Source organism: Acidaminococcus hominis, from assembly GCF_900291475.1.
Taxonomy (GTDB): domain Bacteria; phylum Bacillota; class Negativicutes; order Acidaminococcales; family Acidaminococcaceae; genus Acidaminococcus; species Acidaminococcus hominis.
On the sequence record NZ_OLMM01000001.1, the window covers coordinates 87303 to 111263 of the forward strand.

The 23961-nt window shown below is 54.4% G+C and carries 23 protein-coding genes, 1 tRNA gene and 1 pseudogene; 19 read left to right on the forward strand and 6 right to left on the reverse strand.

Features of this window, described 5'->3' with window-relative positions:
- Positions 1 to 38 precede the first annotated feature (38 nt).
- The 14 genes from C7E10_RS00390 (at position 39) to C7E10_RS00455 (ending at position 13728) form a co-directional block, all read left to right on the forward strand.
- Positions 39 to 115 (forward strand) — tRNA-Pro (locus tag C7E10_RS00390).
- Positions 116 to 248: 133 nt separating this feature from the next.
- Positions 249 to 1859, forward strand: a complete 1611-nt coding sequence (locus tag C7E10_RS00395) for a peptide chain release factor 3 (protein ID WP_158572337.1) — start codon at positions 249 to 251, stop codon at positions 1857 to 1859.
- 19 nt (positions 1860 to 1878) lie between these two features.
- Positions 1879 to 2637 (forward strand): WecB/TagA/CpsF family glycosyltransferase, encoded by a 759-nt coding sequence (locus tag C7E10_RS00400; protein ID WP_105325424.1) that lies wholly within the window; start codon positions 1879 to 1881, stop codon positions 2635 to 2637.
- 66 nt (positions 2638 to 2703) lie between these two features.
- Positions 2704 to 3345, forward strand: a complete 642-nt coding sequence (locus C7E10_RS00405; RefSeq protein WP_105325425.1) for a phosphatidylserine decarboxylase — start codon at positions 2704 to 2706, stop codon at positions 3343 to 3345.
- Positions 3342 to 4028: a CDP-diacylglycerol--serine O-phosphatidyltransferase gene (pssA, locus tag C7E10_RS00410; RefSeq protein ID WP_105325426.1), complete on the forward strand. Its 687-nt coding sequence runs from the start codon at positions 3342 to 3344 to the stop codon at positions 4026 to 4028. The genes C7E10_RS00405 and pssA overlap by 4 nt, the downstream gene beginning before the upstream one ends.
- 22 nt (positions 4029 to 4050) lie before the next feature.
- Positions 4051 to 5343 (forward strand): glycosyltransferase family 2 protein, encoded by a 1293-nt coding sequence (locus C7E10_RS00415; RefSeq protein WP_105325533.1) that lies wholly within the window; start codon positions 4051 to 4053, stop codon positions 5341 to 5343.
- Between the two features lie 195 nt (positions 5344 to 5538).
- Positions 5539 to 6213: an HAD hydrolase-like protein gene (locus tag C7E10_RS00420; protein ID WP_105325427.1), complete on the forward strand. Its 675-nt coding sequence runs from the start codon at positions 5539 to 5541 to the stop codon at positions 6211 to 6213.
- Between the two features lie 5 nt (positions 6214 to 6218).
- Positions 6219 to 7028, forward strand: a complete 810-nt coding sequence (locus C7E10_RS00425) for an S-methyl-5'-thioinosine phosphorylase (protein ID WP_105325428.1) — start codon at positions 6219 to 6221, stop codon at positions 7026 to 7028.
- Between the two features lie 14 nt (positions 7029 to 7042).
- A complete protein-coding gene (locus C7E10_RS00430; protein ID WP_105325429.1) occupies positions 7043 to 8323 on the forward strand; it encodes an amidohydrolase in 1281 nt (426 codons plus the stop codon).
- Between the two features lie 16 nt (positions 8324 to 8339).
- Positions 8340 to 9182, forward strand: a complete 843-nt coding sequence (locus C7E10_RS00435) for a sulfide/dihydroorotate dehydrogenase-like FAD/NAD-binding protein (protein ID WP_105325430.1) — start codon at positions 8340 to 8342, stop codon at positions 9180 to 9182.
- The gene (gltA, locus tag C7E10_RS00440) at positions 9167 to 10567 is read left to right on the forward strand and encodes an NADPH-dependent glutamate synthase (protein ID WP_231086297.1); all 1401 of its coding nucleotides are present in this window, start codon (positions 9167 to 9169) and stop codon (positions 10565 to 10567) included. Before C7E10_RS00435 ends, gltA begins: the two co-directional genes overlap by 16 nt.
- A gap of 18 nt (positions 10568 to 10585) precedes the next feature.
- Entirely contained in the window at positions 10586 to 11746 is a 1161-nt protein-coding gene (locus tag C7E10_RS00445) for a hypothetical protein (RefSeq protein ID WP_105325431.1), read from the forward strand.
- Positions 11747 to 11947: 201 nt separating this feature from the next.
- Complete coding sequence (locus C7E10_RS00450) at positions 11948 to 12433, forward strand: hypothetical protein (protein WP_105325432.1); 486 nt, start codon at positions 11948 to 11950, stop codon at positions 12431 to 12433.
- Between the two features lie 98 nt (positions 12434 to 12531).
- A complete protein-coding gene (locus tag C7E10_RS00455) occupies positions 12532 to 13728 on the forward strand; it encodes a hypothetical protein (RefSeq protein ID WP_105325433.1) in 1197 nt (398 codons plus the stop codon).
- Between the two features lie 88 nt (positions 13729 to 13816).
- Here the strand turns inward: C7E10_RS00455 and C7E10_RS00460 are convergent, their stop codons facing one another.
- The 5 genes from C7E10_RS00460 to C7E10_RS00480 all read right to left on the reverse strand — a co-directional run bounded on the left by C7E10_RS00460 (position 13817) and on the right by C7E10_RS00480 (position 17260).
- Positions 13817 to 14098 carry a hypothetical protein gene (locus C7E10_RS00460; RefSeq protein WP_105325434.1) on the reverse strand — a complete coding sequence of 94 codons (282 nt, stop codon included), beginning with the start codon at positions 14096 to 14098 and terminating at the stop codon, positions 13817 to 13819.
- A gap of 83 nt (positions 14099 to 14181) precedes the next feature.
- On the reverse strand, positions 14182 to 14544 hold the full coding sequence (locus tag C7E10_RS00465) for a hypothetical protein (RefSeq protein ID WP_146109023.1): 363 nt from the start codon (positions 14542 to 14544) through the stop codon (positions 14182 to 14184).
- A gap of 274 nt (positions 14545 to 14818) precedes the next feature.
- Positions 14819 to 16228 (reverse strand): IS200/IS605 family accessory protein TnpB-related protein, encoded by a 1410-nt coding sequence (locus C7E10_RS00470; RefSeq protein ID WP_105325436.1) that lies wholly within the window; start codon positions 16226 to 16228, stop codon positions 14819 to 14821.
- A gap of 52 nt (positions 16229 to 16280) precedes the next feature.
- Entirely contained in the window at positions 16281 to 16682 is a 402-nt protein-coding gene (locus C7E10_RS00475; RefSeq protein ID WP_105325437.1) for a hypothetical protein, read from the reverse strand.
- 155 nt (positions 16683 to 16837) lie between these two features.
- Positions 16838 to 17260 carry a hypothetical protein gene (locus tag C7E10_RS00480; protein WP_105325438.1) on the reverse strand — a complete coding sequence of 141 codons (423 nt, stop codon included), beginning with the start codon at positions 17258 to 17260 and terminating at the stop codon, positions 16838 to 16840.
- Positions 17261 to 17568: 308 nt separating this feature from the next.
- Here C7E10_RS00480 and C7E10_RS00485 point away from each other — a divergent pair, with 308 nt between their 5' ends.
- Complete coding sequence (locus tag C7E10_RS00485) at positions 17569 to 18021, forward strand: DUF805 domain-containing protein (RefSeq protein ID WP_105325439.1); 453 nt, start codon at positions 17569 to 17571, stop codon at positions 18019 to 18021.
- A 24-nt stretch (positions 18022 to 18045) separates the two neighbouring features.
- On the forward strand, positions 18046 to 20463 hold the full coding sequence (locus C7E10_RS00495; RefSeq protein WP_158572351.1) for a tetratricopeptide repeat protein: 2418 nt from the start codon (positions 18046 to 18048) through the stop codon (positions 20461 to 20463).
- An 88-nt stretch (positions 20464 to 20551) separates the two neighbouring features.
- Here C7E10_RS00495 and C7E10_RS12445 read toward each other — a convergent pair.
- A pseudogene (locus tag C7E10_RS12445) lies at positions 20552 to 21446 on the reverse strand (LysR family transcriptional regulator).
- An 86-nt stretch (positions 21447 to 21532) separates the two neighbouring features.
- On the opposite strand from C7E10_RS12445, the gene C7E10_RS00505 reads away from it, so the two are divergent.
- The 3 genes from C7E10_RS00505 (at position 21533) to C7E10_RS00515 (ending at position 23933) form a co-directional block, all read left to right on the forward strand.
- Positions 21533 to 21847, forward strand: a complete 315-nt coding sequence (locus tag C7E10_RS00505) for an ArsR/SmtB family transcription factor (RefSeq protein ID WP_105325441.1) — start codon at positions 21533 to 21535, stop codon at positions 21845 to 21847.
- 133 nt (positions 21848 to 21980) lie between these two features.
- Positions 21981 to 22865 carry a radical SAM protein gene (locus C7E10_RS00510; RefSeq protein ID WP_158572352.1) on the forward strand — a complete coding sequence of 295 codons (885 nt, stop codon included), beginning with the start codon at positions 21981 to 21983 and terminating at the stop codon, positions 22863 to 22865.
- 87 nt (positions 22866 to 22952) lie between these two features.
- The gene (locus C7E10_RS00515) at positions 22953 to 23933 is read left to right on the forward strand and encodes an NADH:flavin oxidoreductase (protein WP_105325443.1); all 981 of its coding nucleotides are present in this window, start codon (positions 22953 to 22955) and stop codon (positions 23931 to 23933) included.
- The last annotated feature ends 28 nt before the right edge of the window (positions 23934 to 23961 follow it).

Genomic DNA, 23961 nt, shown 5'->3' on the forward strand with positions numbered 1-23961 from the left:
ACGAATGGTTCAAAACACCGTATAATAGCTCTTGTGTTCGGGGCGTAGCGCAGTTTGGTAGCGCGCTTCCTTGGGGTGGAAGAGGTCGTGAGTTCGAATCTCGCCGCTCCGACCATTTAAATGAACTGGACGCCACAAAGGTTATCTTTGTGGCGTTTTTTCATGCAAAAATGACGAAAAATGCTATAATAAGATTGAATGTGCGGCTCCTTTTCAAAAGGACGCCAAGAAACGGAGGTTCAGCTTGCATGTCTGATCTGCAGGATAAGATTGCGAAAAGAAGAACGTTTGCTATCATTTCTCATCCGGATGCCGGTAAAACGACTCTGACTGAGAAATTATTGCTATATGGGGGCGCCATCCATTTGGCCGGCTCCGTAAAATCCAGAAAGGCCAACCGCCATGCGGTGTCCGACTGGATGGAAATCGAAAAACAGAGAGGGATTTCCGTTACCTCCAGTGTGCTGCAGTTCGACTACGACGGCTACCGGGTAAACATTCTGGATACCCCTGGGCACCAGGACTTCAGTGAAGATACCTACCGTACCCTGATTGCTGCCGACAGCGCCGTTATGCTGATCGACGCTGCCAAAGGCGTGGAACCTCAGACCAAGAAGCTGTTCTGGGTCTGCCACCGGAGAAAACTTCCTATCTTTACCTTTGTGAATAAATTGGACCGTTACGGCCGGGCCCCCATGGACTTGATGGACGAAATCGAGAAAGTGCTGCATATCAATGCTTTCCCCATCAACTGGCCCATTGGCGTGGACGGCCACTATATTGGCGTGTACGACCGGCTGAAGAAGCAGGTGGAGCTGTTTGACAACGACTCCAGTCACGGCTCCAAGATTTTGAAATCCACCACCGGTGACCTGAACGACCCGGCTATCCGGGAAGCCATCGGGGAAACCAATTACCAGAATCTCCTGGACGATATTGAGCTGCTGGATCTGGCCGGGGATGAATTTGACCTGGACAAGGTGAACGCAGGGGAACTGACCCCTATGTTCTTCGGGTCCGCCATGACCAACTTTGGCGTGCGCAGCTTCTTGGAAAAGTTCCTGGAACTGTCTCCCATGCCCCAGCCTCGCCACCTGAAGGACGGAGGCGTGGTAAAGCCTACCGACGAAACCTTCTCCGCCTTTATCTTCAAGATTCAGGCCAATATGAACCCGGCCCACCGGGACCGGATTTCCTTTATGCGCATCTGCTCCGGGGTGTTTGAAAAGGGCATGACCGTGTACCATGTCCAGGGGGGCAAGCCCGTAAAGCTGTCCCAGCCCCAGCAGTTCATGGCCCAGGAACGGACCACCGTAGAAAAAGCCTATCCTGGTGATATCATTGGGGTCTTTGACCCGGGCATCTTCACCATCGGGGATTCCCTGTGCGATGAAAAGCATCAGGTACAGTTTGAAGATTTCCCCATTTTCCCGCCGGAAATTTTCGCCAAGGTGCAGCCCAAGGACTCCATGAAGCGGAAACAGTTTGAAAAGGGCATTGTCCAACTGGCCCAGGAAGGCGCCATTCAGGTATTCCGCCAAAAGAATATCGGTATGGAAAGCTTTGTGGTGGGCGTGGTTGGCGTTTTGCAGCTGGAAGTACTGGAATACCGGCTGCTTAACGAATACGGCGCCAAACTGCTGATGGACCAGCTGCCCTACACCGTAGCCCGCTGGGTTTACGCCGACGATGCCGACGACATCCGGAACATCAAGGGCCTGGACAACGGCATGCTGGTGTACGACAAGCTGGACCGGCCGGTTATCCTGGTTTCCAACGAATGGAACCTGAACTGGATCCTGGAACGGAACCCGGGCATCAACTTTACCACCGTGCCCAGTGAAGCCAGAGCCATCTGACCCTGGGGAGGACCAGAACATGGATACAAGCAAGAAACCCGTAATGGATATCATGGGGGTTCCCGTGAGCCCCTTTTCCATGCAGGAAGCCGTAGCCTGGCTGCTGCAGCGGATTAAGGATAATAAAAAGACCCAGGTGGTGACCGCCAACGCGGAAATCATCATGATGGGCCTCCAGGATCCTCGGTATCTGGACCTGCTCCAGAAAACCGACCTGGTGCTGGCGGACGGCGCCGGCACGGTCTGGGCCGGCCGGACCCTGGGCTATACGGTGCCTGAGCGGGTGGCGGGCTTTGACCTGTTTGTCCAGCTGCTGAAACAGGCAGCGAAAACAGGGGAGACCATCTACCTGTTTGGGGCAGCACCGGGCATTGCCGAGGCCGCCAAAGCCAAGGCCGAAGAAATTGCTCCCGGGGTAAAGATTGTGGGCACCCGGAACGGCTACTTTAAGGAAGAAGAGTCCGGTGCCATTATTGACGAAATCAACCGCAGCGGGGCCCAAATCCTGTTTGCAGCCCTGGGGGCGCCTAAGCAGGAGTACTGGCTGGACAGCCATCGGGACGAACTGAAGCCCCCGGTCCGGGTGGGCCTGGGCGGCAGTTTCGACGTGCTGGCCGGCAAGATGGAACGGGCTCCCAAGTGGATGCAGGAAGCCTCCCTGGAGTGGCTGTTTCGGCTGTACAAGCAGCCCAGCCGCTTTGGCCGGATGCTGGCCCTGCCCAAGTTTGTGCTGGAAGTTTTGGGCACAAAATATGGCGTACTTCACAAAAAGAAATAACCTGGCAAGCATTAGACAAAGCTCGAATGTTGTATTATAATAAACAAAATAGGTGGAGGTGAAGTTGTGTCCAAATTTACAATCGTGAAAGAAGGGTATCCCTTTATTGGCATTTGCGCCATGGCGACTCTTCTGGTTGGGTATTTTGTAGGGGTGGACTTTGCCGTACTGCCTCTGGTCCTGACCGCGTATTTCACATATTTTTTCCGCAACCCCGATCGTCCCACCCGGATTGATCCCAGCATCCTGTATTCCCCGGCGGACGGTACCGTTATGGGGGTGGAGGGTTTCTACGATCAGGAATTTCTCAATGAACCTGCAATCAAGGTGACGATATTTCTTTCTGTCTTCAATGTGCATACCAACCGGGCTCCCATGGACGGCACCGTGACCTACCAGCGCTATACCTGCGGCGGTTACGAACCGGCCTACAAGAACTCGGCCCCCATTGTCAACGAACGGATGGCCATTGGCCTGGACAACGGGAAGAACCGTGTCCTGGTAATCCAGATTGCCGGGATTCTGGCCCGCCGGATTGTGTCCTGGACCTCCCTGGGCAGTACCCTGAAACAGGGCGAATGCTACGGGATGATCAAATTTGGCTCTTGCACGGAACTGGTAATGCCCAGATCCGTAGAAGTCATGGTAAAAAAAGGTGACAAGGTCAAGGGCGGATTAAGTATTATTGGGAGGCAGAAAGCAGAATGAATTATAGACGTATGGTTCCAAACAGCATCAGTGGCCTTAGCCTGGTGCTGGGAGTTCTGTCCATTTATCTTTCCATGGACCAGGAATTCACAAAAGCAGCAATCTTTATCATCTTGGCCATTCTGGCAGATTCCTGTGATGGCCGGGCAGCCCGGGCACTGGGCGTCAGCGGCCCCTTTGGGGTGGAAATGGATTCCCTGTGTGATGTCTGCTCCTTTGGCATGGCACCGTCTGTTTTGATTTATTGTTATTCCCTGCACCAGCTGGGTCTGGCTGGACAGATTATTTCCGCCATGGTTGCCTTCGGGGCAGCCCTGCGGCTGGCACGTTTTAACGTGAACGTATCCGCCATCCACGGTTATTTCCAAGGGATGCCTGCTCCGGCCGGCGCCTGCGTGGTGGCCACGTTCGTAGCCTCCGGTTTCCAGGTAAATCCGGTGCTGGTAGCCATCGGCACCCTGGGCGTTGCTGTGCTCATGTACAGTGAAGTCCGGTATCCTGATTTCAAGGGGAAGGGCAACCCGCTTTTCAAAGGGCCCGTGCTTGTTTCCTTCCTGATTGGTGCGTATCTGCTGTACATCAATGTGTCAGCTTGGCCCTTTGTCATCATGTTCACCTACACCCTGTGCGGTGTATTTAATGCTCTGTATGTAAAGGTGACTGGCAAGCAAGCCGGCCATTAAGAGGAGGAAGTCTGTGTTCATCATGAGCAGCTATTTTGATATTATTATGATTCCTCTGCAAGTGTTGATCGTTTTCTTTACGATTTACTACTTTACCATTTCCCTGTTCGGCATTCTGCCCCGGAAAAAGGAAAAGAAGATCCTGACCCCCAAAACCACTTTTGCGGTGGTTGTGGCTGCCCATAACGAGGAAAAGGTAGTTGGCCAGCTGGTGGATAACCTGAAGATGCTGCGTTATCCCAATGATATGTACGATATTTTCGTGGTAGCTGATAATTGCAGCGACCATACGGCGGAAGTGGCAGCTCGTGAGGGCGCCCTGGTGTACGAACGGCACAACACCAACGAAATGCAGCAAGGCAAGGGCTTTGCCCTGGAATGGATGTTCCAGAAGCTGTTTGCCCTGCCCAAGCAATACGATGCCGTGGTGATTTTCGATGCGGACAACCTGGTGCATCTGGACTTCCTGATGGAAATCAACAACCGGTACTGCAAAGGGGAACGGCTGATTCAGGGCTACCTGGACTCCAAGAACCCCAACGATACCTGGGTCAGCGGCGTGTTCGCCATTTCCTTCTGGATCATCAACCACGTTTGGCACTTGGCCAAATACAATATCGGCCTGTCCTCCGTCTTTGGCGGTACGGGCATGTGCATTTCCACCGATATTTTGAAGAAATACGGTTGGCAGGCTACCTGCCTTACCGAAGATATGGAATTTACCATGAAGTCCCTGCTGGAAGGGATTCCCACCACCTGGTGCCATGATGCCATTGTGTATGATGAAAAGGTGGTTACCTTCAAGCAGTCCTGGAACCAGAGAAAACGCTGGGCCCAGGGGCATTTCGATGTGGCTGAGCGGTATATCCCCAAGCTGCTGAAGGAAGGTATCAAGCGCCGGGATATCGTCATTCTGGACGGCATCATCGACCTGATTCAGCCTTACTTCCTGCTGATCTCCGCGTTCTTTGTTATCTGCAGCACCATCTACTCCTTTGTTCCTTTCTACACCAACGTGCTGTATGCCCTGCTGCCCTACGAAATCTGGCAGGTAATCGGGATTGGCCAGTATGTGATTCCGGCCATTATCCTCTTTAAGATCCATGCGGCTCCCAAGTCCTGGTTCTACACCCTGTTCTATCCGATTTTCGTATACAGCTGGATTCCCATTACCATGGCCGGCTTTATCCATCGCCATGAACACGCCTGGAGCCACACCCTGCATACCCGGAACATCAGCTTTAACGATGTGCTGGTGCCGGAAAGCGCAGAAGTGGGACCCAAGCAGATTATCCACACCAAAAAGAGAAACTAAAACAAAACCTGAAGCTGTGCAGCGCTGCACAGCTTCTTCTTTTTGGGCCAGGGAGGCCGCCGCTCCCTATAGGCAAGGAACTGCGGCGCACAGGGCGAAGGCGGCGGCCAGAGGGGCGCTGCAATGGTACTTGTGTTCACTTTACCTGGCAAATATGGTAAAATAAAAGGTGTATCTAACGCAAAGGAGTACCTTATGGCAATTCGAGGGATTTTATATGATTTTGACGGAACCTTGGCCAATACTACACCGTTAATTTTGGCCACCTTCCAAAAGACGCTGGAGCATTTCCTGGACCAGCCTGTGGAGCAGCAGGCCATCATCAACACCTTTGGCCTGCCTCTGCGCCAGGGCCTGTCCGTGGTAACGGGCATTACGGACCCGGACCGGATTGAGGAAATGGTCCAGTACTACCGGCACTACAATATCAAATGGCACGACCAGATGATTGAGCCCTTTCCCGGGGTGGCAGAAGGCTGTCAAAAGCTTCAGGAAAAGGGCATTGCCCAGGCCATCGTCACCAGCAAGTTCAAGGCCACCTGTCAGCGGGGTTTGGACTGCCTGGGGCTTTCCTCCTACATTGACGGAGGCATCATCGGGGCCCAGGAATGTCAGGCCCACAAGCCCGACCCGGAACCCATGGCCAGCGGCGCAGCCCTTTTGGGCCTTGCTCCGGAGGAATGCCTGTGCGTGGGGGACAGCCCCTACGACCTGTTAAGCGGACGGGCTGCCGGCTGCCGGGCTACGGTAAAAGTCGGTTGGTCGTCTTTTAAACAAGATTTTTTTGACGGCAAAATCCACCCGGATTACGTCATTGGGCAAGTCTCGGATCTCCTTTCGATTATTGATGAATTGAACCAGAAGAGGTGAGAAGATTGCGTAAAATCGGAATTATCGGAGGCACCGGCGTTGAAGATGCCTCCCGTTTTGGTACCCTGGAACCTGTAACCGTGAAAACCCCCTTTGGTGAGGCCCACTGCCTCAAGACCACCTTGAACGGCCACGAAGTGTATTTTATGGCCCGGCATGGAGCGAATCATTCCCTGCCTCCCCATAAGATCAACTATCGGGCCAATATTTTCGCCCTAAAGCAGCTGGGAGTCACAGAAATCCTGTCCTTTACGGCAGTAGGCTCCATCAACGTGGCCCTGCGGCCCGGCACCTTCGTGGTTTGCAGCCAGCTTTTGGATTTCACCAAAAACCGGGTGAACACCTTCTTTAACGGGGAGGGTGGCAAGGTGGCCCATGTGGATTTTGCTTACCCCTACTGTCCGGTGGTTCGGGAGCGGGTCATCCATGCTCTTATGCAGCTGGGGCTGCGCCACTGCAAGCAGGGTACCTACGTGGTTACCGAAGGCCCCCGCTACGAAACGGCGGCGGAGAACAAAATGTTCGCCTGTCTGGGCGGGGACGTGTGCGGCATGACCAATATGCCGGAAGCGGTCCTGGCCCGGGAAGCCGAAATCTGCTACGCCAACGTGTCCGTGGTTACCAATATGGGTTCCGGTTTTGCCCAAAGGGCTTTGTCCCACGAGGAAGTAACCGCTGCCATGGAACTCCAGGGCAGACAGATTCTTGCGGTGATGGAAGCCTATATTAAGGATACGGAAACACCCCTGCACAGCTGCAGCTGCCGCGAGGCCCTAAAGGAATACGGCGGCTTCCACTGTGAAGACTTTCAATAAAAAGGAGATTACCTATGAACTATGATGTGGTTTTGGCCAATGTGGAACTGGCTGCCGCCGGCAGCGGCAAACCCTGCTATATTGGCATTAAAGATCGGCGTATCGCCTATATCGGGCCGGATGCCATTACGGGCACCCAGACCATTGATGGACGGAACCACCTGGCGGTACCGGGCTGGGTCAACGCCCACACCCATACGGCCATGACGCTGTTCCGCAGCTATGCGGACGACATGGTGCTGATGGACTGGCTCCAGAACAAAATCTGGCCTATGGAAAACAACCTGGATGGCCGGGCAGTGTACTGGGGCAGTCTCCTGGGCATGGCGGAAATGATCCGCACGGGCACCACCTGCTTTGCGGATATGTATTTCTTCATGGACGAAACGGCCCAGGCAGCCCGGGACTGCGGCATCCGCGTGGTGTTATCCCGGGGACTTACCGGCGCCTCTGTGGCGGACGGTAAATCCCGGCTGGACGAAAACACGGAGCTGTACAAAAAGTGGCACGGCGCCTGCGATGACCGGATTCGGGTAATGTTTGGCCCCCACGCCCCCTATACCTGCAGCCCGGATTTCATCAAATCTGTGGTGGAACGGGCCGGCAGCCTGGGTGCAGAAATCCATATGCATCTGTCCGAAACCCAGGGAGAAGTGGACGACTGCCTGAAGCAGTACGGCAAGACCCCCATTGCCCTGATGGAAGACCTGGGCATGTTTGAACTGGGGACCCTGGCCGCTCACTGCGTCCATGTGACAGAAGAAGACCAGGCCATTATGGCCAAGCACCACGTCCGGGTGGCCCACAATCCTCAAAGCAACCTGAAACTGGCCAGCGGCATTGCCCCTGTGGCCAGTATGCTGGAAAAGGGCCTTACCGTAGGCCTGGGCACCGATGGGGCTTCCAGCAACAACAACCTGGATATGCTGGAAGAAGTCCGGCTGGCAGCGCTTTTGGCCAAGACCGAGTCCGGCAATCCCAAAGCCGTCCCTGCGGCCCAGGCTCTTGCTATGGGTACGGTCCAGGGCGCCAAAGCCGTGGGCTACGATGACCTGGGACAGCTTGCCGTAGGCCAGCGGGCCGATATCGTGCTCTATAATATGGATTCACCGCATTGGTACCCCCGGCATGACCGGGTTTCTCTCCTGGTGTATGCTGCTTCTGCCCAGGATGTGGACACCGTTTTGGTAGATGGCCGCGTCCTGCTCCAGAACAAGGAACTGACCACCATTGATTTGGAAAAGGTCATTTTTGAGGTCAACCGGTGCATTGAATATGTTTTGCCCAAAAATTAAAGGGGAGTGATTCATTGTGGCAAAAGTACTGAAGAAGCTGCAGCTTGCGCCTGCAGTGTGGGAATTTGAAATTGAAGCACCGCTCATTGCCCATAAATGCCAGCCGGGCCAGTTTGTTATGGTCCTGGTGGATGAAGACAGCGAACGGATTCCTCTCACCATTGGCGATTTCGACCGGGAGCGGGGCACCATTACCCTGATGGTCCAGGCCGTAGGCGCCACCACCACCCATCTGACCCACGACTTTGAGGTAGGGGACGAATTCCAGCACGTACTGGGACCCTTGGGCCAGCCCTCTGAAATGGGCAAATTCGGCACCGTGGTCATGGTCTGCGGCGGTATCGGCGTAGCCCCCGTCCATCCCATTGCCCGGGCCTATCACGAACTGGGCAACAAGGTGATTACCATTATCGGCGGCCGCAGCAAGGACCTGATCCTGTGGCGGGACCGGATGGAAAAAATCAGCGATGAAGTAATCATCACCACCGACGATGGTTCTGACGGCATCAAGGGCTTTGTTACCGATCCGCTGCGAAAAATGCTGGAAGCCGGCACCAAAGTGGACCTGGTGGTAGCCATTGGACCCATCATCATGATGAAGAACGTGGCCAAGACCACCCTGCCTTTCCACGTGAAGACCACTGCCAGCCTGAGCTGCCTGATGGTGGACGGCACCGGTATGTGCGGCGGCTGCCGGGTGAAGGTAGGGGATGAAAGCAAGTTTACCTGCTGCGATGGTCCCGAATTCGACGCCCATCAGGTGGATTTTGACAACCTGATGACCCGTTCCAAGATGTACAAGGATCAGGAAGCGGAAGAATATAGTTGTGGGGGGCATTGCAAATGCGTGGCGGAATGAGAAATCCTATGCCGGAACAACCGGCGGACGTGCGGAACAAAAACTTTAAGGAAGTAGCCCTGGGCTACTCGGAAGAAGTGGCTGTGGACGAAGCCCAGCGCTGCCTGAACTGCAAGAACCCGCGCTGCGTACAGGGCTGCCCCGTGAATGTGGACATTCCCCAATTCATCCATGCCATTACGGAAAAGGACTTTGCCGGCTCCATTCGGATTCTGAAGGGCAAAAACGCCCTGCCCGCAGTGTGCGGCCGGGTCTGCCCCCAGGAAAACCAGTGCGAAAAAGTCTGCATCTTGGGCATCAAGGGAGAACCGGTGGCCATTGGCCGGCTGGAACGGTACGTGGCTGACCGGGCCCGGGAAGAGGGCACCGACCAGATTACCGAAGGCCTTGCCCCCAAAAACGGCATCAAGGTGGCTGTGGTAGGCGGCGGCCCGTCCTGCCTGACTGCTGCTGGAGACCTGGCCAAGCTGGGCTACGATGTAACCCTGTTTGAAGCCCTCCACAAGGTGGGCGGCGTGCTGATGTACGGGATTCCGGAATTCCGGCTGCCCAAGGACATTGTCCAGCACGAGGTTCAGGCCCTGAAGGACCTGGGGGTCAATATCATGACCGACGTGGTTATCGGCCGTACCTTTACCCTCCACGAGCTGCTGAATGAGGAAGGCTTCCAGGCTGTGTACGTAGGTACCGGCGCTGGGCTGCCCCACTTTATGCATATTCCCGGCGAAGCCCTGAACGGGGTGTACGCTGCCAACGAATTCCTCACCCGGGTGAACCTGATGGGAGCCTGGCAGTTCCCCAAGAAGGCCACTCCCGTATATGTAGGCAAGAACGTAGCCGTAGTAGGGGCCGGCAACGTGGCCATGGATGCTGCCCGTACGGCCAAGCGCCTGGGCGCAGAAAATGTCTACGTGGTCTACCGCCGCAGCGAAGCGGAAATGCCCGCCAGAAAAGAAGAAATCGAACACGCCAAGGCTGAGGGGATTCAGCTCCATATGCTGAACAATCCCTGCCGGATTGTGGGCGATGACAAGGGTTGGGTCAAAGGCATCGAATGCATCCGCACCCAGCTGGGCGAACCGGATGCTTCCGGCCGCCGTTCTCCTGTAGAAATCCCCGGCTCCAACCATGTGTTTGACGTGGATATGGTGGTAATGGCCATCGGCCAGGGGCCCAACCCGCTGCTCAAGCACACCACCCCGGATCTGGTTACCAACAAAAAGGGCCTGATTACCGTGGATGAAAACGAAGAAACCTCCATTCCCGGCGTTTTTGCTGGCGGCGACATCGTTACCGGTGCTGCCACCGTTATCTCTGCCATGGGTGCAGGGAAGAAGGCTGCCGTGGAAATCGACAAGTATATCAAAGAAAAAGCCAAAAAATAAAGAGAAAAGAAGGTCCCTATGAAAAAATTACAGCTGCTACTGGCCGCTGCTTCCTTGTTTTTGCTGAGCAGTACGGGTCTGGGTTCTTCTGCCCAGGCGGCGGAGAAAAAGGACCAGGTATTCAAGCCGGCCAGCGGCGGATACACCTTGACGGTGCCCCCGGGCAGCCAGGAAATCTACCATACCACCACCGGCATCCGGTTTACGGTGGGGAAGACCTTCCTGGTTTCCGCCGATTTGTACACCCTGCCTAACTTTGTTTCTGTGCCCATGCGCCAGTATTCCTCGGAACAGCAGAAGGAATTTACCAGCTTTATCGGGAAGGTCCAGGATATGCAGGATTCCACCATTGTGGAAGACGGCGTAAAGGGCAGTACCGGCCAAAGCGCTGCCGCCGACCGGCTGCGGGCTGTGCTGCGCCGGGTGAACAACCCGGAACTGATGCGGGCCCGGGAGGACGAAAAGTCCGGCTACGACCGGGACACCTTTACCTACGAAGCCATTCCCAAGGATTCCCTGAAAACCCGGCGGCCCTTTACTGTGGGCAAGGTTTACCAGCCCCAGAAGAACATTGCCCTGGTGGTGAATGTCAGTGCGCCCCAGGACCAGGAAGCGGCAGCCAGGGAGGCCCTGAAAGCCCTGACCAAGGATTTGTCCCTGGCCAAGGTTCGCTACACGGATATCAACCTGCTGACGGTGCCTTCCATGGGTTTTGAAATGGAAATCCCCAGCGGCTGGCGGATGTACACCCTGCGGGCGGACAATATCCTGTTTGGCCGTTCCCTGAGCTCCGTCCATACCGATGACCTGATGATCCGCCGCTTCAGCGACCCGTCCTTTGCAGAACTGGGCACTGCTACACCGGCCAACCTGAAGCAGGCCGAAAGCAATTTCCTGGACAAGGTGACTCGGTATACCCCCAACGTGACCATCCTGCGCCACGAACCCATTACCGTGGGGACCCTCAACGGCAGTCTGGCGGAATCCACCGACAACGAAGACCTGAAAAAGGTGTTCATCATCAATACCTATCTGATGAATCGCCAGGGCTCCGGGTTCCAGATCCGCTACGAAACCGATGATACCATCAACTATGATTTGAAGCTCAATGCCTTTAAACAATCCATTGAGTCCTTTACCCTTCTGCCGGACGCCCAAAACCGCGCACCCCAGCAGTAAAATTGGATATGTAAAAACGGAAAGTTCCTAAACGGGGCTTTCCGTTTTCTGTTTCAAAAGTATCAGCTTCTGGCCCTTCTCTAAGGGCGGAGCGCTTCTCCTGGATTTTTGACCAAAGTTGTGGGTATAATATTATCGAATTAGTGTGAATAATAACAGGTGCACCGCTGGTGCCTATGTATACAGAAAGAAATGGTCAGTATGAAGAAATTTGGCGCAATCCTGGTGGCGGCGGCCTGCCTTCTGGCTCCCTGCTTTACCCAGGCAGAGGCCCAGGGAGTTGACTTTAACCCCAAACGCTGCGTCAGCGTGGCTTCTTCCCTAAGGGAGCAGACCTGGGTGGATTTGGACTCGGTAAAGGTGGTGCGGGAAGAAGCCCCCTATTACCAAATCAAGGCTCGGACCTTCTATCGGAACTACGAAAAGCATCAGGTGGTGGAAACCCTTGGTTACTATTACTATAATGCGGATAAAGGGGAGCTATATTCCGAGCCCCTGACCCTGATTATCCAGGACCGGCTCACGGGTAAAACCGAAACCCGGAAGGTAGTCCAGCCCCGGCTGATACCCGCTGCCTACCTGGACAAGGACTATATTGCCGGAAACCTGGTCTTTCACAAGGTATACGGCCGTTGGTTCAGCCCGGATTATCCCCAGTACCCGGAGGCCGGTGAAGCCAAGGGATAAAAACTGGTGCCTGGGAAACCGGGCCCAGTCTTTAGCAGCAATAAGCCGCCGGTCCCTAGGGAAACTGGGCGGAAACTAAAGAACGGAGGCGTTAGTGTATGGCAAGAGATACAGAAATGGATGCATTCTTGGGGAAATTGCCCCAAAAAGTGGTGGTCATCACCCGCCCGGACGATAACAAGGACAACCGGGATATTATCTACCAGGAAGTTACCGTAACCAGCCAGGGCAAGGGCATGGGAGCCATCTGGTGGCGGCCGGGAGAAGTGGTCACCGGCAAGCGCAAAGGGGAACCCTTTGCCTTCGAGACCCATGAGGAACTGGCCCGCCGGATAATGGAACGGGCCCAGAAGGTTGTGGCCTATTACCGGCTGGCTGCCATTACCGAGGAACGGGATCCGCTGAACCCGGAGGCAGAGGACCAGCCCTTCTGGCAGGTTATCCTGTACTACGAAGGAGGCAAAACCGTGGAGGCTGCCCATCTGCTGGAAGAAGAACCGGGCCGGCTGCCAGGCCTGTCCACCCTGATCCGCATGGCCTGCAAGCGGGAAGACCTGTCGCTGCTGGACGGCAATGCGGCAGACGCCCTGTATATGGAAATCCGCCTGAAGCCCGGTACGGACAACTCTGAAGGCAGTAAGGAAAAGTTTGTGGTGGATTTGGTGAAAAATAAGGCCAAGGTCACCCTGAAAGGGGACCACGGGGAAAAGCTCAGCGTTTCCCACCAAAATGATGAAATCGAAGTGTTCCGGGAAATCCTGCCCTGGCGGCAGGAAATCAAGGATAATTTTGACTTTCCCCAGGACCCCAAACCCGAAACCTATACCCTGTACGACCTGCGGGTAACCACCGCCGCCGGCAAGGAGCACCGGACCCGGAATATCTACGATGCGCCCCATTTGGCCAAAGATTGGGCCTACTTTATGGACGTAGCCCGGACCCTGTTCCCCCTGACCATCTACGCCGTGCTGTTCCAGGAAAAATCCTACAGCCGCCGGGCTCCCCGGCAGGGGGACGTGGCCCTGTGCCAGGTAGAACTAGCGGATGGCAAAAAGGCGTACTTCTGCTCCGATACGGACAATATCTATCCAGAAGACGTGGTCCGGGTACCGGGCCCAGAAGCTGGTACGGACCAGGAAGGCCGGGTGACCCAGGTGTTCTATGCCAATCCGGCGGATTCCCCCGTGCCCCTGCCGGAAGTAAAAACCATTTTGGAAATTGTGGAAACCTCCCGGGATCCCCTGGGACCGGACCCACTGCCCGAATGGACGCCCCAGCGGGACGAAATGGAGTGAGAACACCCTCCCGTATAGATCTACCATGAAATACCCCCCAGAAAGGCAAGCTGCCTCTCTGGGGGCTATTTATTTATTGCTTTACTGCCTACCACCAGCGGATGCCGGGGGTGACCCGGCTCCGCTTCCGGGCTGCCTGAGGCAGGGTTTTCAGCCGGGCCCTGACCTGCTTTTCCATTCCCATTTCAAAGTCCAGCAGGAACTTGTAGTCAACATTGCTCAGGGCCAAAAGCAAATCGGCATAGTCTGCTGGTGAGTACGGACTGAAAAGGGAATCAATCCGCTGAAAATTCCGCATTGCCCGTCCGTAGAATTCCAGATCCGATTCCCAGCCCAGCCTGTCTCGCAGCATTTGCAGCTGTTCAACCATTTTGTCGGAGGGCCGCCGAGGATACTCGTAAAGGTAGTCCAAATAATGGTTGAGATGGATTCCCAGGTTCTTGGCAGTGGGAGTCAGGTCGTCCTGATAGGCCAGGTGAGCAAACTGGTAGGCAAAAACTGCGCACCAGTTATAAAAGGCAGCCCCCCAGCATTTTTCTGCAAGAGAAAGTCCAGCATGGTTTGCCGCCAGCCCAGAAACTCCTCCATATGCCCCAGTTCGTAGCACTCTCGGGCCTTTTGCTGATAGTACTGCCAAATCAGGTCCTGAAAGGAATCTCCCGGCTTTGCGCCAGCCAGCAGCCTGTTCATATCCCAAAGGGTAATGGTATTTCTGTCACAAATATAGGCCACGTAGGGATTTTCCGCCAGCTCGGCTTCGCCCTTGGCAGTGCGCTGATACAGATGGTAGGAGAGCTCCTGAGCCGCTTTTTCCACCAGGCCTGCTTCCTGGAGCCGCAGGAGCATGATTTCCCGATAAAAGGAAGCAGAGACGCCCACCGTAAAATAAAATCATACAAAACAGGGTAAGACAAATTCCCAATGATTTCGAGTGTTACGGCACACTCATATTTACCAACAGCTCAATTCTGTTTCTCTTATTGCTAAGTGGCACAACAAAATATAACTGTTGTTGTCTATTTTATAGTTTCCGTTAAGTACAAGGACTGCAATCTCTTGAAAGCAGTTCTTTCTTAACGGAAGTTTTTGTTTATGAGAACTTCTTTTTGCTTATATATTCATCTGCGAAGCCCTGACCTCTACGAGCAATAACATAACTTGCTCCTTGGTGAATAATGAGTTTCTTTCTGTCACAATATTTTTGCTTTGCAATCTTGCTTGTATACGCAGGATTGACTTGAATCAAATTAACATTTCGTCTAAAACAACAATTTTCGAAAGTTTCCTTATATCTCGAATAGTCAAAGGCATGAATTATTTTATTGTATGCCTTGCCTTGGGCTGACTTTGCTTTGATGACTTCTGACTTAGATTTTCTAAAGTCTAAATCTTCAATAACAATGTCTTTACCGACAGAAATTGCATAGTTTACAATCTTAGCAGTTATCTCTCGAATTTCGGACTTTGCTCTATTTCCCATACCATGATAATGCAAATCATAGTGTTTTAGCCCGACAAGATTTCCCGTTTCATTGGTCTCGGCAAGTTCGATAAAGCCATCATTGTAATCCAAGCCAATCGTTCCATACGTTTTTCGGGTCCTGTAGCTGTCGGTATCTATATCGAACGTTACCATAGCTTGCAGATAACACTTGCTGCCACGGAATACGATACGATAGCTAACGCCATGGCTTTTCTGTACAATGGTTTTTGCTAGCAAGCTGCTCATATACTTAAAAATACAAGCTCCATAAACGTACTCCCGAGCTTTTGTGTTCTTACGCAGCTGAATAACGAAACGATTACCTTTACCCGAGTGTACCATTGGTGTTAGTTGCAGTATCTGATTACAGCGAAATTCATCCTTCGCTCCGATATACAAGGAACGATTATCTCTCTGCTCACGGAAATGTTCCAGCCAGACCTTATGACTTGTCAGATTATTGTTTTCAAGATTATGCTGTGCATAAAACAGCTTCTTTGAGCCAAAGCAGAGATGCAAATCTTTGCTCTGAAGCTCTTTCAGCAGGTTAGCCTGCTTTTGTTTGAGGCGGTTAATCTTTTTACCCGTGTAAAAGATTTTTTCTTTTTTCCTGCGATAATATCTCAAAGCAGAAGGTGACAACTGATTGTTTCGAGCTTTTTCCTTCAAAGCAAATACTTGTTTACAAAGTTTATTCCGTTTACTGTAGAGTTTCGTTATTTTTCCACTCAACTGCTTATACTCATACCATTTCAACTGATATAAGCCTCGATATAAACCCTCGACTTCAGAGATAACAGAATTAGCAAAACGCTTGTTTACTCCAAATTGTATTTGTAAAAGCGTATTGAACTGGCTTTTCTTTACAGAAAACTTGCCGCCATTGTTATAACGATGCCACGCAAAGCGTAACATTCTGCCATAGAGAGCATTATACTCCTTGACGTATTTAATTAGATCAGCATTATCATTTTGATTGAGTCGTGTTTCAATCGTAAAAGTTTTAGAGACAATCACAGCATCACCTCCATTCTGTAAATTATTAATACTATTATATTACAAAATGCAATTATATTGTTCGAATTTTGTACAAAATAATCATGTTTATATGGCTTTGTATGATTTTTAGAAACTGCTGTTTAACCCCTCTTGCGGCTTCCCGCAACTCCGGCAGGGGAAGCGCCTTCAAGCAGGTGAGGGCAGGAGCGGGCTCAAGAAAACCGCGTTTTTCCAAGGAATGCAGCACTTCCTGGGGATATTTCAGGGTATAAGCCTCCCGCCAGGCGGCGGGAAAATGGTTCAGGCTTTTTTCGCTGAAAAAGGTGGGCGCAAAATACAGGAGCAGCAGCTCGTGGGGATAGAGCCCCCGCTTCGTGGGGACCGCACGCCGTTTCCGTGCTTCCAGAGCATCGTCTTCTACAGTAATTGTGGACTCCTCCCCCCGCAGGTCTTTGCTGTAAATTGTACTCATGGGCCCAACCTCTTTCGTTAAGAATTTTTAGCAATCATAGTATACCATAATTAACCCCCAGGAAAAGGCCTGGAAAGCCCAGCCCTGGCAAGGGCCAGGCAGACAGAAAAATCCCCCGGCAGCCAGTGCTGGAAGACATTTTTCGCGTTATTTGGTCAGCCGTGGAGGAAAACGATGCCTAAGAGGCAGAAGGCCACCCCCGCCATTTCCCGTAGGGACAGGTGGTCCTTGTACACCACCAGCCCGATGACAATCAGAGCCAGGGCCACGGAAACATTCAGAAACAGCGAGGCCACGCTGATTTTCCAGCCCACCCGGTAGAGAAAAACGTAGCCGGCTTCCAGGGCCACCAGCACAAAGCCCCAGGCATAGCTGGTCCAGTTCAGCTGGCTCCAGTCCTGGTGGAAAGAATGCCCGGTAGCGGCGTAGATAACGGCGCTGATTACAAAGCTCACTAGGTAGGTGACGCACAGGGACAAAAAAGGCGGCGCTCCCGCCGGGGTGGACTTGGCCACAATATGGTAGCAGGTATTGCTGAACACCACCACGAAAAAGGGCAGCCAATAGGTCAGATTCATGGAAAATCAGCTCCTTAGGTCACAAATTGGACACATTCAATTCCTTTATTGTAGCAGAAAAGTCCGGGGTCAGGAAGTCCTTTTTCGAATTTTGTGAGACTTTTTCAGGCAGCCAGCTTGGGCGCAAAATGGCCGGCAGTCTTGCTTTACCGGGAATTTTCTCGGCTCGTTTAACGTCGCCCAAAGATTCTCTTTTCTGGGAAATATTCACCCCAGGGCTTCTGCTATACTTAAAGTAGTATAAAGAGCGGTCAAGAAAGGGGAACTTGTGCGGTTGGATTTCTTTAGCTGTAAGGATTAGAGAAAGGATGAGGAAGATGGGCGAAAGCCTGAAAAATTATTTTTCCCAAAACATGACCTTCCACGGAAGAATTGGACGGAAGCAGTATCTGCTCCAAAGCCTGGGAGCCCTGCTGGCCCTGGGGCTGGGGATTTTCCTTTTGGTTTTGGGGGTGGAGTACGGGGCTTTGCTGTACCTGGTGGGAGGACTCTTGCTCCTGCTGGGCTGGGCTTGGACCTGGTGCCTGTCCGTGCGGCGGCTTCACGACCTGGGAAAGTCCGGCTGGTATCTTTTGGGAATCGGCCTGCTGGAGGCGATTTTGAAGAATAGCGAAATTCTGGGTTCCCTGGTGAGCCTGATTTTCTTTGGGCTGATGGTGGGCGTCCGGGGCACCCGGGGTCCTAACCGGTTTGGACCGGATCCGTTAGCCGGTGAAGTGACGGACCCCTGGCACAGGAATGCGCCGAATCCTAGAAATTAAGTGCAGCGAAGGGAGCGTTGTTTTATGGTGGATAGCAGAGAAAGAAACGAGCAGCAGCGGGAAAAGCTTGCGGTGCTGACGGATTTGGAAAAGGCCGCAGCAAATCTGCGGCAGGAGACGGAGGCGATTGCCGCCCAGAAAACCCAGGAGCAGGAGCGCCTGGGCGAGGCTAGACCGTTTGAAGGCCTAAGCAGTGAAGAACTGCGCCTGGAGGGGCTGGAAGGCCCTGCTCCCGGAGAAGTCCCAGAAACTGACGAACCTTTGGCGGAGGAAGAGGACGATACCGCTGAAGGCGAGGCCGAAGAAGCTGAAGCCGAAGACGAGGAAACTGAAGACGACGAGGACACTAACGAAGACCAGGACACTGACGAAGACCAGGACACTGACGAAGACCAGGAGCAGGACGTGCCGGAGCTTTCCCCGGAAGGAAACCTGGAAGAGGGACTTTCCTGTTTTAGCCATTGTCAGTATGAGGAAGCCCTGCCCTACTTTGAGCAAGCCGCAGAGGCAGGTCTCAGCCCTGCCATGTATTTCCTGACGGAGCTGTACTGGAACCTGCTGCCCAAGGACCGGCAGGACTATGAGGCAGGTAAAGTTTGGGCACGCAGGGGTGCTGCCCTGGGAGATGTGCTCTGCCGGCTGAACGCTGCCTTTTTGCAGGAAGGCGAGGCCATTACGGAGGCTGTGCAAAAGGTGCTGCCGGAGCTTAAAGCAGCAGCTGAGCAGGGAAATTCCTATGCGGCCTGTGAATTGGCCAGACTGTACCAAAACGGCAAGCGGGTTCCCCAGGATCCTGACAAGGCCCTGTACTGGATGAAAAGGGCCGGCCAAAAAGGAGATGCCGGCATTCTTACGGCCGTAGGGGTGCTGCTGCAGCTGCAAAAGAAGTATGAACAGGCAATCTATTATTTCCGTGAGGCAGCCGACAAGGGTTCCCAAGAAGCCTGGCTTCGGTGGGGAGATGCTTATCAGGAAGGACTTGGCTTTCCTGAAGATTTGGACCTGGCCAAGGCTTTTTATCAGCGCGCCTATAACCTGCCTGGAAAGTACAAGGGAAGCGCAGCCAATAAAGTGGGAGAGCTCCTCTATAACCTGGAAGAGTACCCGGAGGCGGTGGAATGGTTCCAAAAAGCGGCGAAGCTGGGAGACACCCTGGGAATGTTCAACCTGGGCCAGTGCTGTCTGGTGGGTCTGGGAACGCCAAAAGACCTTCCCAACGCCCAAAAATACCTGCGTAAGGCCTACGAACGGGGCGGCGCTACTGCCGGGGAAGCCGCCAATGGCGTGGGCCGGGCGTATTTTGCCCAGGGCTGCCCGGTGGAAGCCAATGCCTGGTTCCAAAAGGCAGCCGAAAAGGACTACGACTGGGGCTGGTACAATCTGGCCCGGAATCTCCTGTTGGGCCGGGGCATTCCTGAGGATCAGGAGCTGGCCAGGAAGTACTTCCAAAAGGCCTATGCCCAAGGCGGCGAGGCTGCCGGGGACGCTGCCTATGAACTGGCCCAGCTGTACTGTGAGGCCGGCAAATACGTGGAAGGCAACGCCTGGTGTGAAAAGTGCGGGGAAGCGGGAAATCCCTGGGGCTGGTACCATCTGGCGGATAATGTGAAAAAGGGCTTGGGCACCGCTGTAGATTTGCCAAAAGCGGTGGAATTCTACATCAAGGCCAGCAATATCGGGGACGGAACCAAGGGCGCAGCCGCCAACCAGGTGGGGCTCTACTATGCCCAGGAGGAGAGTGCCTATGTGGAGGCCGCAGCCTGGTACAAAAAAGCCGGGGACGAGGGCTTTGGCGGCGGTTATTTCAACCTGGCCGGCTGCTATGAAGCCGGTGACGGGGTCCCCCAGGATGGGGAAAAAGCCCGGGACCTGTATGTGAAGGCCTATGAAATGGGCGGAGAACCCGCCGGTGATGCGGCCTTTAACGTGGGCCAGTGGTATTTGCACCAGGAGCAGTTTGCGAAAGCTCTCAGCTGGTTCCAAAAATCCGCAGAACTGGACTTTGAGTGTGGGTACTATGCCCTGGCGGCCTGCTATGCGGCCGGCAAAGGGGTTCCTGCAAATTTGGAGAAAACCCTGGAGTTTCTGCGGAAAACCTATGCGTGCGGTGAGGAACTGGCAGGCCTTGCTGCCCAGGAGCTGGGAAACCTGTATTTGAGCCAGGACCAGTACGAAGAAGCCAATGCCTGGAACAAAATCGCTGGGGACCTGGGCCAGGCCCAGGGCTATTACCTGCTGGCCCAGAGCTATTGGAACGGCAGCGGAGTGGAGGCGGACCCGGAAAAAGCTGTGGAACTGCTGAAAAAGACCTACTCCCTGGGCGGAACCTGCGCTGCAAAAGCCGCGCAGCGGCTGAGCACCATCTACAGCGACTGGGAAGAACCGGAGGAAGCCCAGCTGTGGCAGGAAATGGCGGAAGCTATGGACGAAGACGACGACTAAGCCCTTGGCCTAATTGATGAATGAGAAAGAGGCTGTGAAAAAATGAAAGCTCATTTTTTCACAGCCTCTTCTTTTTACATGATTAAGTTTATGCCTGGACCAGTTTCTGCACTTCCGCCAAATACAGCTTCACTGCATTGCTCAGCAGCTGTTCCTTTTTCCACACCAGATACACCCGGGCGTACAGGGGCGGGTCCAGTTTCCGGAAGCACAGCTCCGAGTCCGGCCCGGTGGGAATCAGCTGGTCCAGGCACAGGGCGCTGCCCAGGCCTGCGCTCACCATCAGGGACGCGTTGTACACCAGATTGTAGGTGCCCAGGATATTCAGCTCGTCGGGAGAGCGCTGCAGCCAGTGGTAGAGCTCGTGGGTGTCCAGGGTCTGCCGGGAAATGAACAGCGGTTCCTGCCACAGGTCCTGGGGCTTTAGGGCAGCCTTTTGGGCCAGGGGAGAGCTTTTGCGCATATAGACACCCCATTCAGACACCCCATTCGTCTCGAATGGGCAGCTCCAGGCTGTCGTACTGCCGAATGGAGCCGGGCTCAATCAGCAGCCCAAAATCCAGCAGTCCCTTGTCCAGCCGCTCCGTTACGTCGTCGGCCTTGGCAGAGTAGAGATGGTAGTGGATGCCGGGGTAGCTGTCGTGAAGCACCTTGGCCGCCTGGGCCAAAAGCCCCATGGCCTTGGACTCGGCGCAGCCCAGGTAGATGTCCCCTGCGGCAATCTCCCCCTGGTGGCTGAGTTCCGCCTTGGTGTGCTGGGCCAGGGAAATCAGCTGCTCCGCCCGTTTGTACAGCACCTGGCCGGCGTCCGTCAGGGTGGTTTTCCGCTTGCCCCGGACCAAAAGCGGCGTGCCCAGTTCCTCCTCCAGGTCGGACATCTGCCTGGACAGGGTGGGCTGGGTAATGTGCAGCAGCTCTGCCGCATGGGAAATATTCTCTTCTTTGGCCACCATCAAAAAGTAATGAAGAACCCGCAGCTCCATACGATCAACTCCTTTGTCCCCTTTATTGTAGCACAGTGGTGGAGTAAAAAATTGACAAATCTCGAAAATGAGATATAATAGAGTCCATGGAACCCCTAGACGTATTCAAAGCACTGGCAAACGAAAAACGTTTGCAGATCCTGCAATGGCTCAAGGAGCCGGAAAAATATTTTCCGCCCCAGGGTCTGCACATTCCCGACGGAGACAGCTTCGAGCGGGGGGTGTGCGTGGGCTCCATCTGCGACAAGGCACACATTGCCCAGTCCGCAGGTTCCCATTATTTGGATCTGCTGCAGCAGGCCGGACTTTTGGAATCCCGCCGTTTCGGCAAATGGACCTATTACCGTCGGAACGAGGAGGGCATCCAGAAGTTAGCCCAGTACATCGGAACCGAACTGTAACACCCCAATTGGCCGCTGGAGGAGGCAGGGCGGCCAGGTTCCGCTGCCAACCGCTGCATAACCTAGCCAGGGCTATTTCTAACCATACATATCTCAATTTCACGAAATGTTGATACATTATAAGGAGGCAATTATGCATTTTCATGGACCCATTGTCCGCCCCGCTACGGACGCTAATAGTTTGTTTATCGAAGTGACCGCCGGCTGTTCCCACAACAGCTGCGCCTTCTGCAATTTTTATGAGGGTACGCCCTTTTGGGTGGCACCCCTGTCCCAAATTGAGGAGGACCTCCAGGAAGCCAAGGAAAACTGGCCGGATGCCCGGGACATCTGGGCTTCTGGGGGAGACCCCTTTGTGCTCAGCACGGAAAAACAGATTGCCGTGTGGGACCTGATTCGGAAGTATTATCCTGACGCCCGACTGTCCACCTATGCCACAGTAGCGGATTTCCGGGATAAGACGGTGGAGGATATCAAGCGCATCAAGGCCCACGGGCTGGACGACCTGGTGCTGGGCATTGAAAGCGGGGATGACGCGGTGCTGACTGCCATGAACAAAGGCTACCAGGCTGCCGAAATTGTGGAAGCCTGTGGTAAAATGGATGCAGCAGGTCTGCCCTACCGGAGCATCTACCTGGGAGGTCTGGCCGGTGCTGGGAAGCTGGAAGAATCCGCCCGGAAAAGCGCTGCCATCTGGAACCAGATTCATCCCTACTATATGTATCTGACCAATGTAGCCCTGCTGCCTGGAACGGAACTGGCCCAGCGGGCTGCCCGGGGCGAATTCCAGGAAGCCAGCGAGCGGGAACGGCTTCTGGAAATCCGGACCTTGCTGGAGAATTTCCAGAACCCCATTACGGTGGATACGGTGACCTCTACCAGCAGCATTCTGATGGTGGCTCGTCTGCCCAAGGATCGGCAGCAGGCCCTTGCCAAAGTGGACCAGCTGCTGCTGCAAATGGACGACGTAACGGCAAGGCGTCTTCAGGAACGTCGGCACCGGATGCGCACCGTATAAACTGCCAAATAAATTGAAACCAACTATTTCTGCCAGCCCGGCCCGTGCCCTTGGCAGTGTGCCGCCTAGCGGCAGAAGGAGAAAAGTATGACTGCAATACAAGAGAAACTGGAATTAAAGCATATTACCCTGGCCACTCGGCTGGTGTGCCCGCCCATGGCTACCCACAGCTCCGGTGCCGAGGACGGTGCTCCCACGGAAAAGCTGCTTCGCCACTACGAGGCCATTGCTAGAAATCCCCTGGTGGGGCTGCTTGAGCTGGAACACGCCTATATTGCCAAAAGCGGCACCACCGGCGGCAATCAGCTGTCCCTGGCAGAAGACCGGCTGGTGCCCCAGCACCGGGCGCTGGTGGCACGGCTCCACGCTGCCCGGCCGGGGATTGCTGTCATTTCCCAGATTAACCACGCCGGCGCCAAGACCGCCAGCGAGCATACCGGCGGACAGATTCTTTACGCCAGCAATGTTCCCGTGCTGAAGGAAACGCCTCGGCCTCTGACCGTTGACGAGATTCACCAGCTTACGGACCTGTACGCCCAGGCGGCCCGGAGAGCCCAGGAAGCTGGTTACGACGGGGTGGAAATCCACTGTGCCCACGGCTACCTGCTGAACCAGTTCTATTCCCCCCTGACCAACAAGCGGGAGGACGAGTACGGCCCCCAGAATCTGGAAAACCGCACCCGTTTTCTCCGGGAGGTCATCCACGCCGTTCGCAAAGCCGTCGGCTCGGACTACCCGGTTTCCGTGCGGCTGGGGGGCAGCGACTATACCCCCGGCGGCAGCACTGCCGAAGACGCAGCCCAGGCGGCCTTGCTGCTGGCCCAGGAAAATATTGATTTCCTCAGCCTTACCGGCGGCCTGTGCGGCTATGTGCTCCCGGGTATTACGGCGCCCGGCTGGTTCGGGGACCAGGCCAGGGCCATCCGTCAGGTAACGGACCTGCCGCTGCTGCTCACCGGCGGCTATACCCAGGCGGAAGACGTGAACAAGGCCCTGGCTGCAGGGACTGCGGACCTGATAGGCGTGGGCCGGAGCCTGTACAAGGACCCCAATTGGGGCCTGGAATAATAAAATTACTTGGGAATCCTGCCGCTAT

Bases quoted from the DNA above. Each gene is read 5' to 3' on its own strand.
- C7E10_RS00395 (WP_158572337.1), top strand. From the start codon at position 249: ATGTCTGATCTGCAGGATAAGATTGCGAAAAGAAGAACGTTTGCTATC.
- C7E10_RS00400 (WP_105325424.1), top strand. From the start codon at position 1,879: ATGGATACAAGCAAGAAACCCGTAATGGATATCATGGGGGTTCCCGTG.
- pssA (WP_105325426.1), top strand. From the start codon at position 3,342: ATGAATTATAGACGTATGGTTCCAAACAGCATCAGTGGCCTTAGCCTG.
- C7E10_RS00415 (WP_105325533.1), top strand. From the start codon at position 4,051: ATGAGCAGCTATTTTGATATTATTATGATTCCTCTGCAAGTGTTGATC.
- C7E10_RS00420 (WP_105325427.1), top strand. From the start codon at position 5,539: ATGGCAATTCGAGGGATTTTATATGATTTTGACGGAACCTTGGCCAAT.
- C7E10_RS00430 (WP_105325429.1), top strand. From the start codon at position 7,043: ATGAACTATGATGTGGTTTTGGCCAATGTGGAACTGGCTGCCGCCGGC.
- gltA (WP_231086297.1), top strand. From the start codon at position 9,167: ATGCGTGGCGGAATGAGAAATCCTATGCCGGAACAACCGGCGGACGTG.
- C7E10_RS00445 (WP_105325431.1), top strand. From the start codon at position 10,586: ATGAAAAAATTACAGCTGCTACTGGCCGCTGCTTCCTTGTTTTTGCTG.
- C7E10_RS00450 (WP_105325432.1), top strand. From the start codon at position 11,948: ATGAAGAAATTTGGCGCAATCCTGGTGGCGGCGGCCTGCCTTCTGGCT.
- C7E10_RS00455 (WP_105325433.1), top strand. From the start codon at position 12,532: ATGGCAAGAGATACAGAAATGGATGCATTCTTGGGGAAATTGCCCCAA.
- C7E10_RS00460 (WP_105325434.1), bottom strand. From the start codon at position 14,098: ATGGTTGAACAGCTGCAAATGCTGCGAGACAGGCTGGGCTGGGAATCG.
- C7E10_RS00475 (WP_105325437.1), bottom strand. From the start codon at position 16,682: ATGAGTACAATTTACAGCAAAGACCTGCGGGGGGAGGAGTCCACAATT.
- C7E10_RS00480 (WP_105325438.1), bottom strand. From the start codon at position 17,260: ATGAATCTGACCTATTGGCTGCCCTTTTTCGTGGTGGTGTTCAGCAAT.
- C7E10_RS00485 (WP_105325439.1), top strand. From the start codon at position 17,569: ATGAGGAAGATGGGCGAAAGCCTGAAAAATTATTTTTCCCAAAACATG.
- C7E10_RS00495 (WP_158572351.1), top strand. From the start codon at position 18,046: ATGGTGGATAGCAGAGAAAGAAACGAGCAGCAGCGGGAAAAGCTTGCG.
- C7E10_RS00505 (WP_105325441.1), top strand. From the start codon at position 21,533: ATGGAACCCCTAGACGTATTCAAAGCACTGGCAAACGAAAAACGTTTG.
- C7E10_RS00510 (WP_158572352.1), top strand. From the start codon at position 21,981: ATGCATTTTCATGGACCCATTGTCCGCCCCGCTACGGACGCTAATAGT.
- C7E10_RS00515 (WP_105325443.1), top strand. From the start codon at position 22,953: ATGACTGCAATACAAGAGAAACTGGAATTAAAGCATATTACCCTGGCC.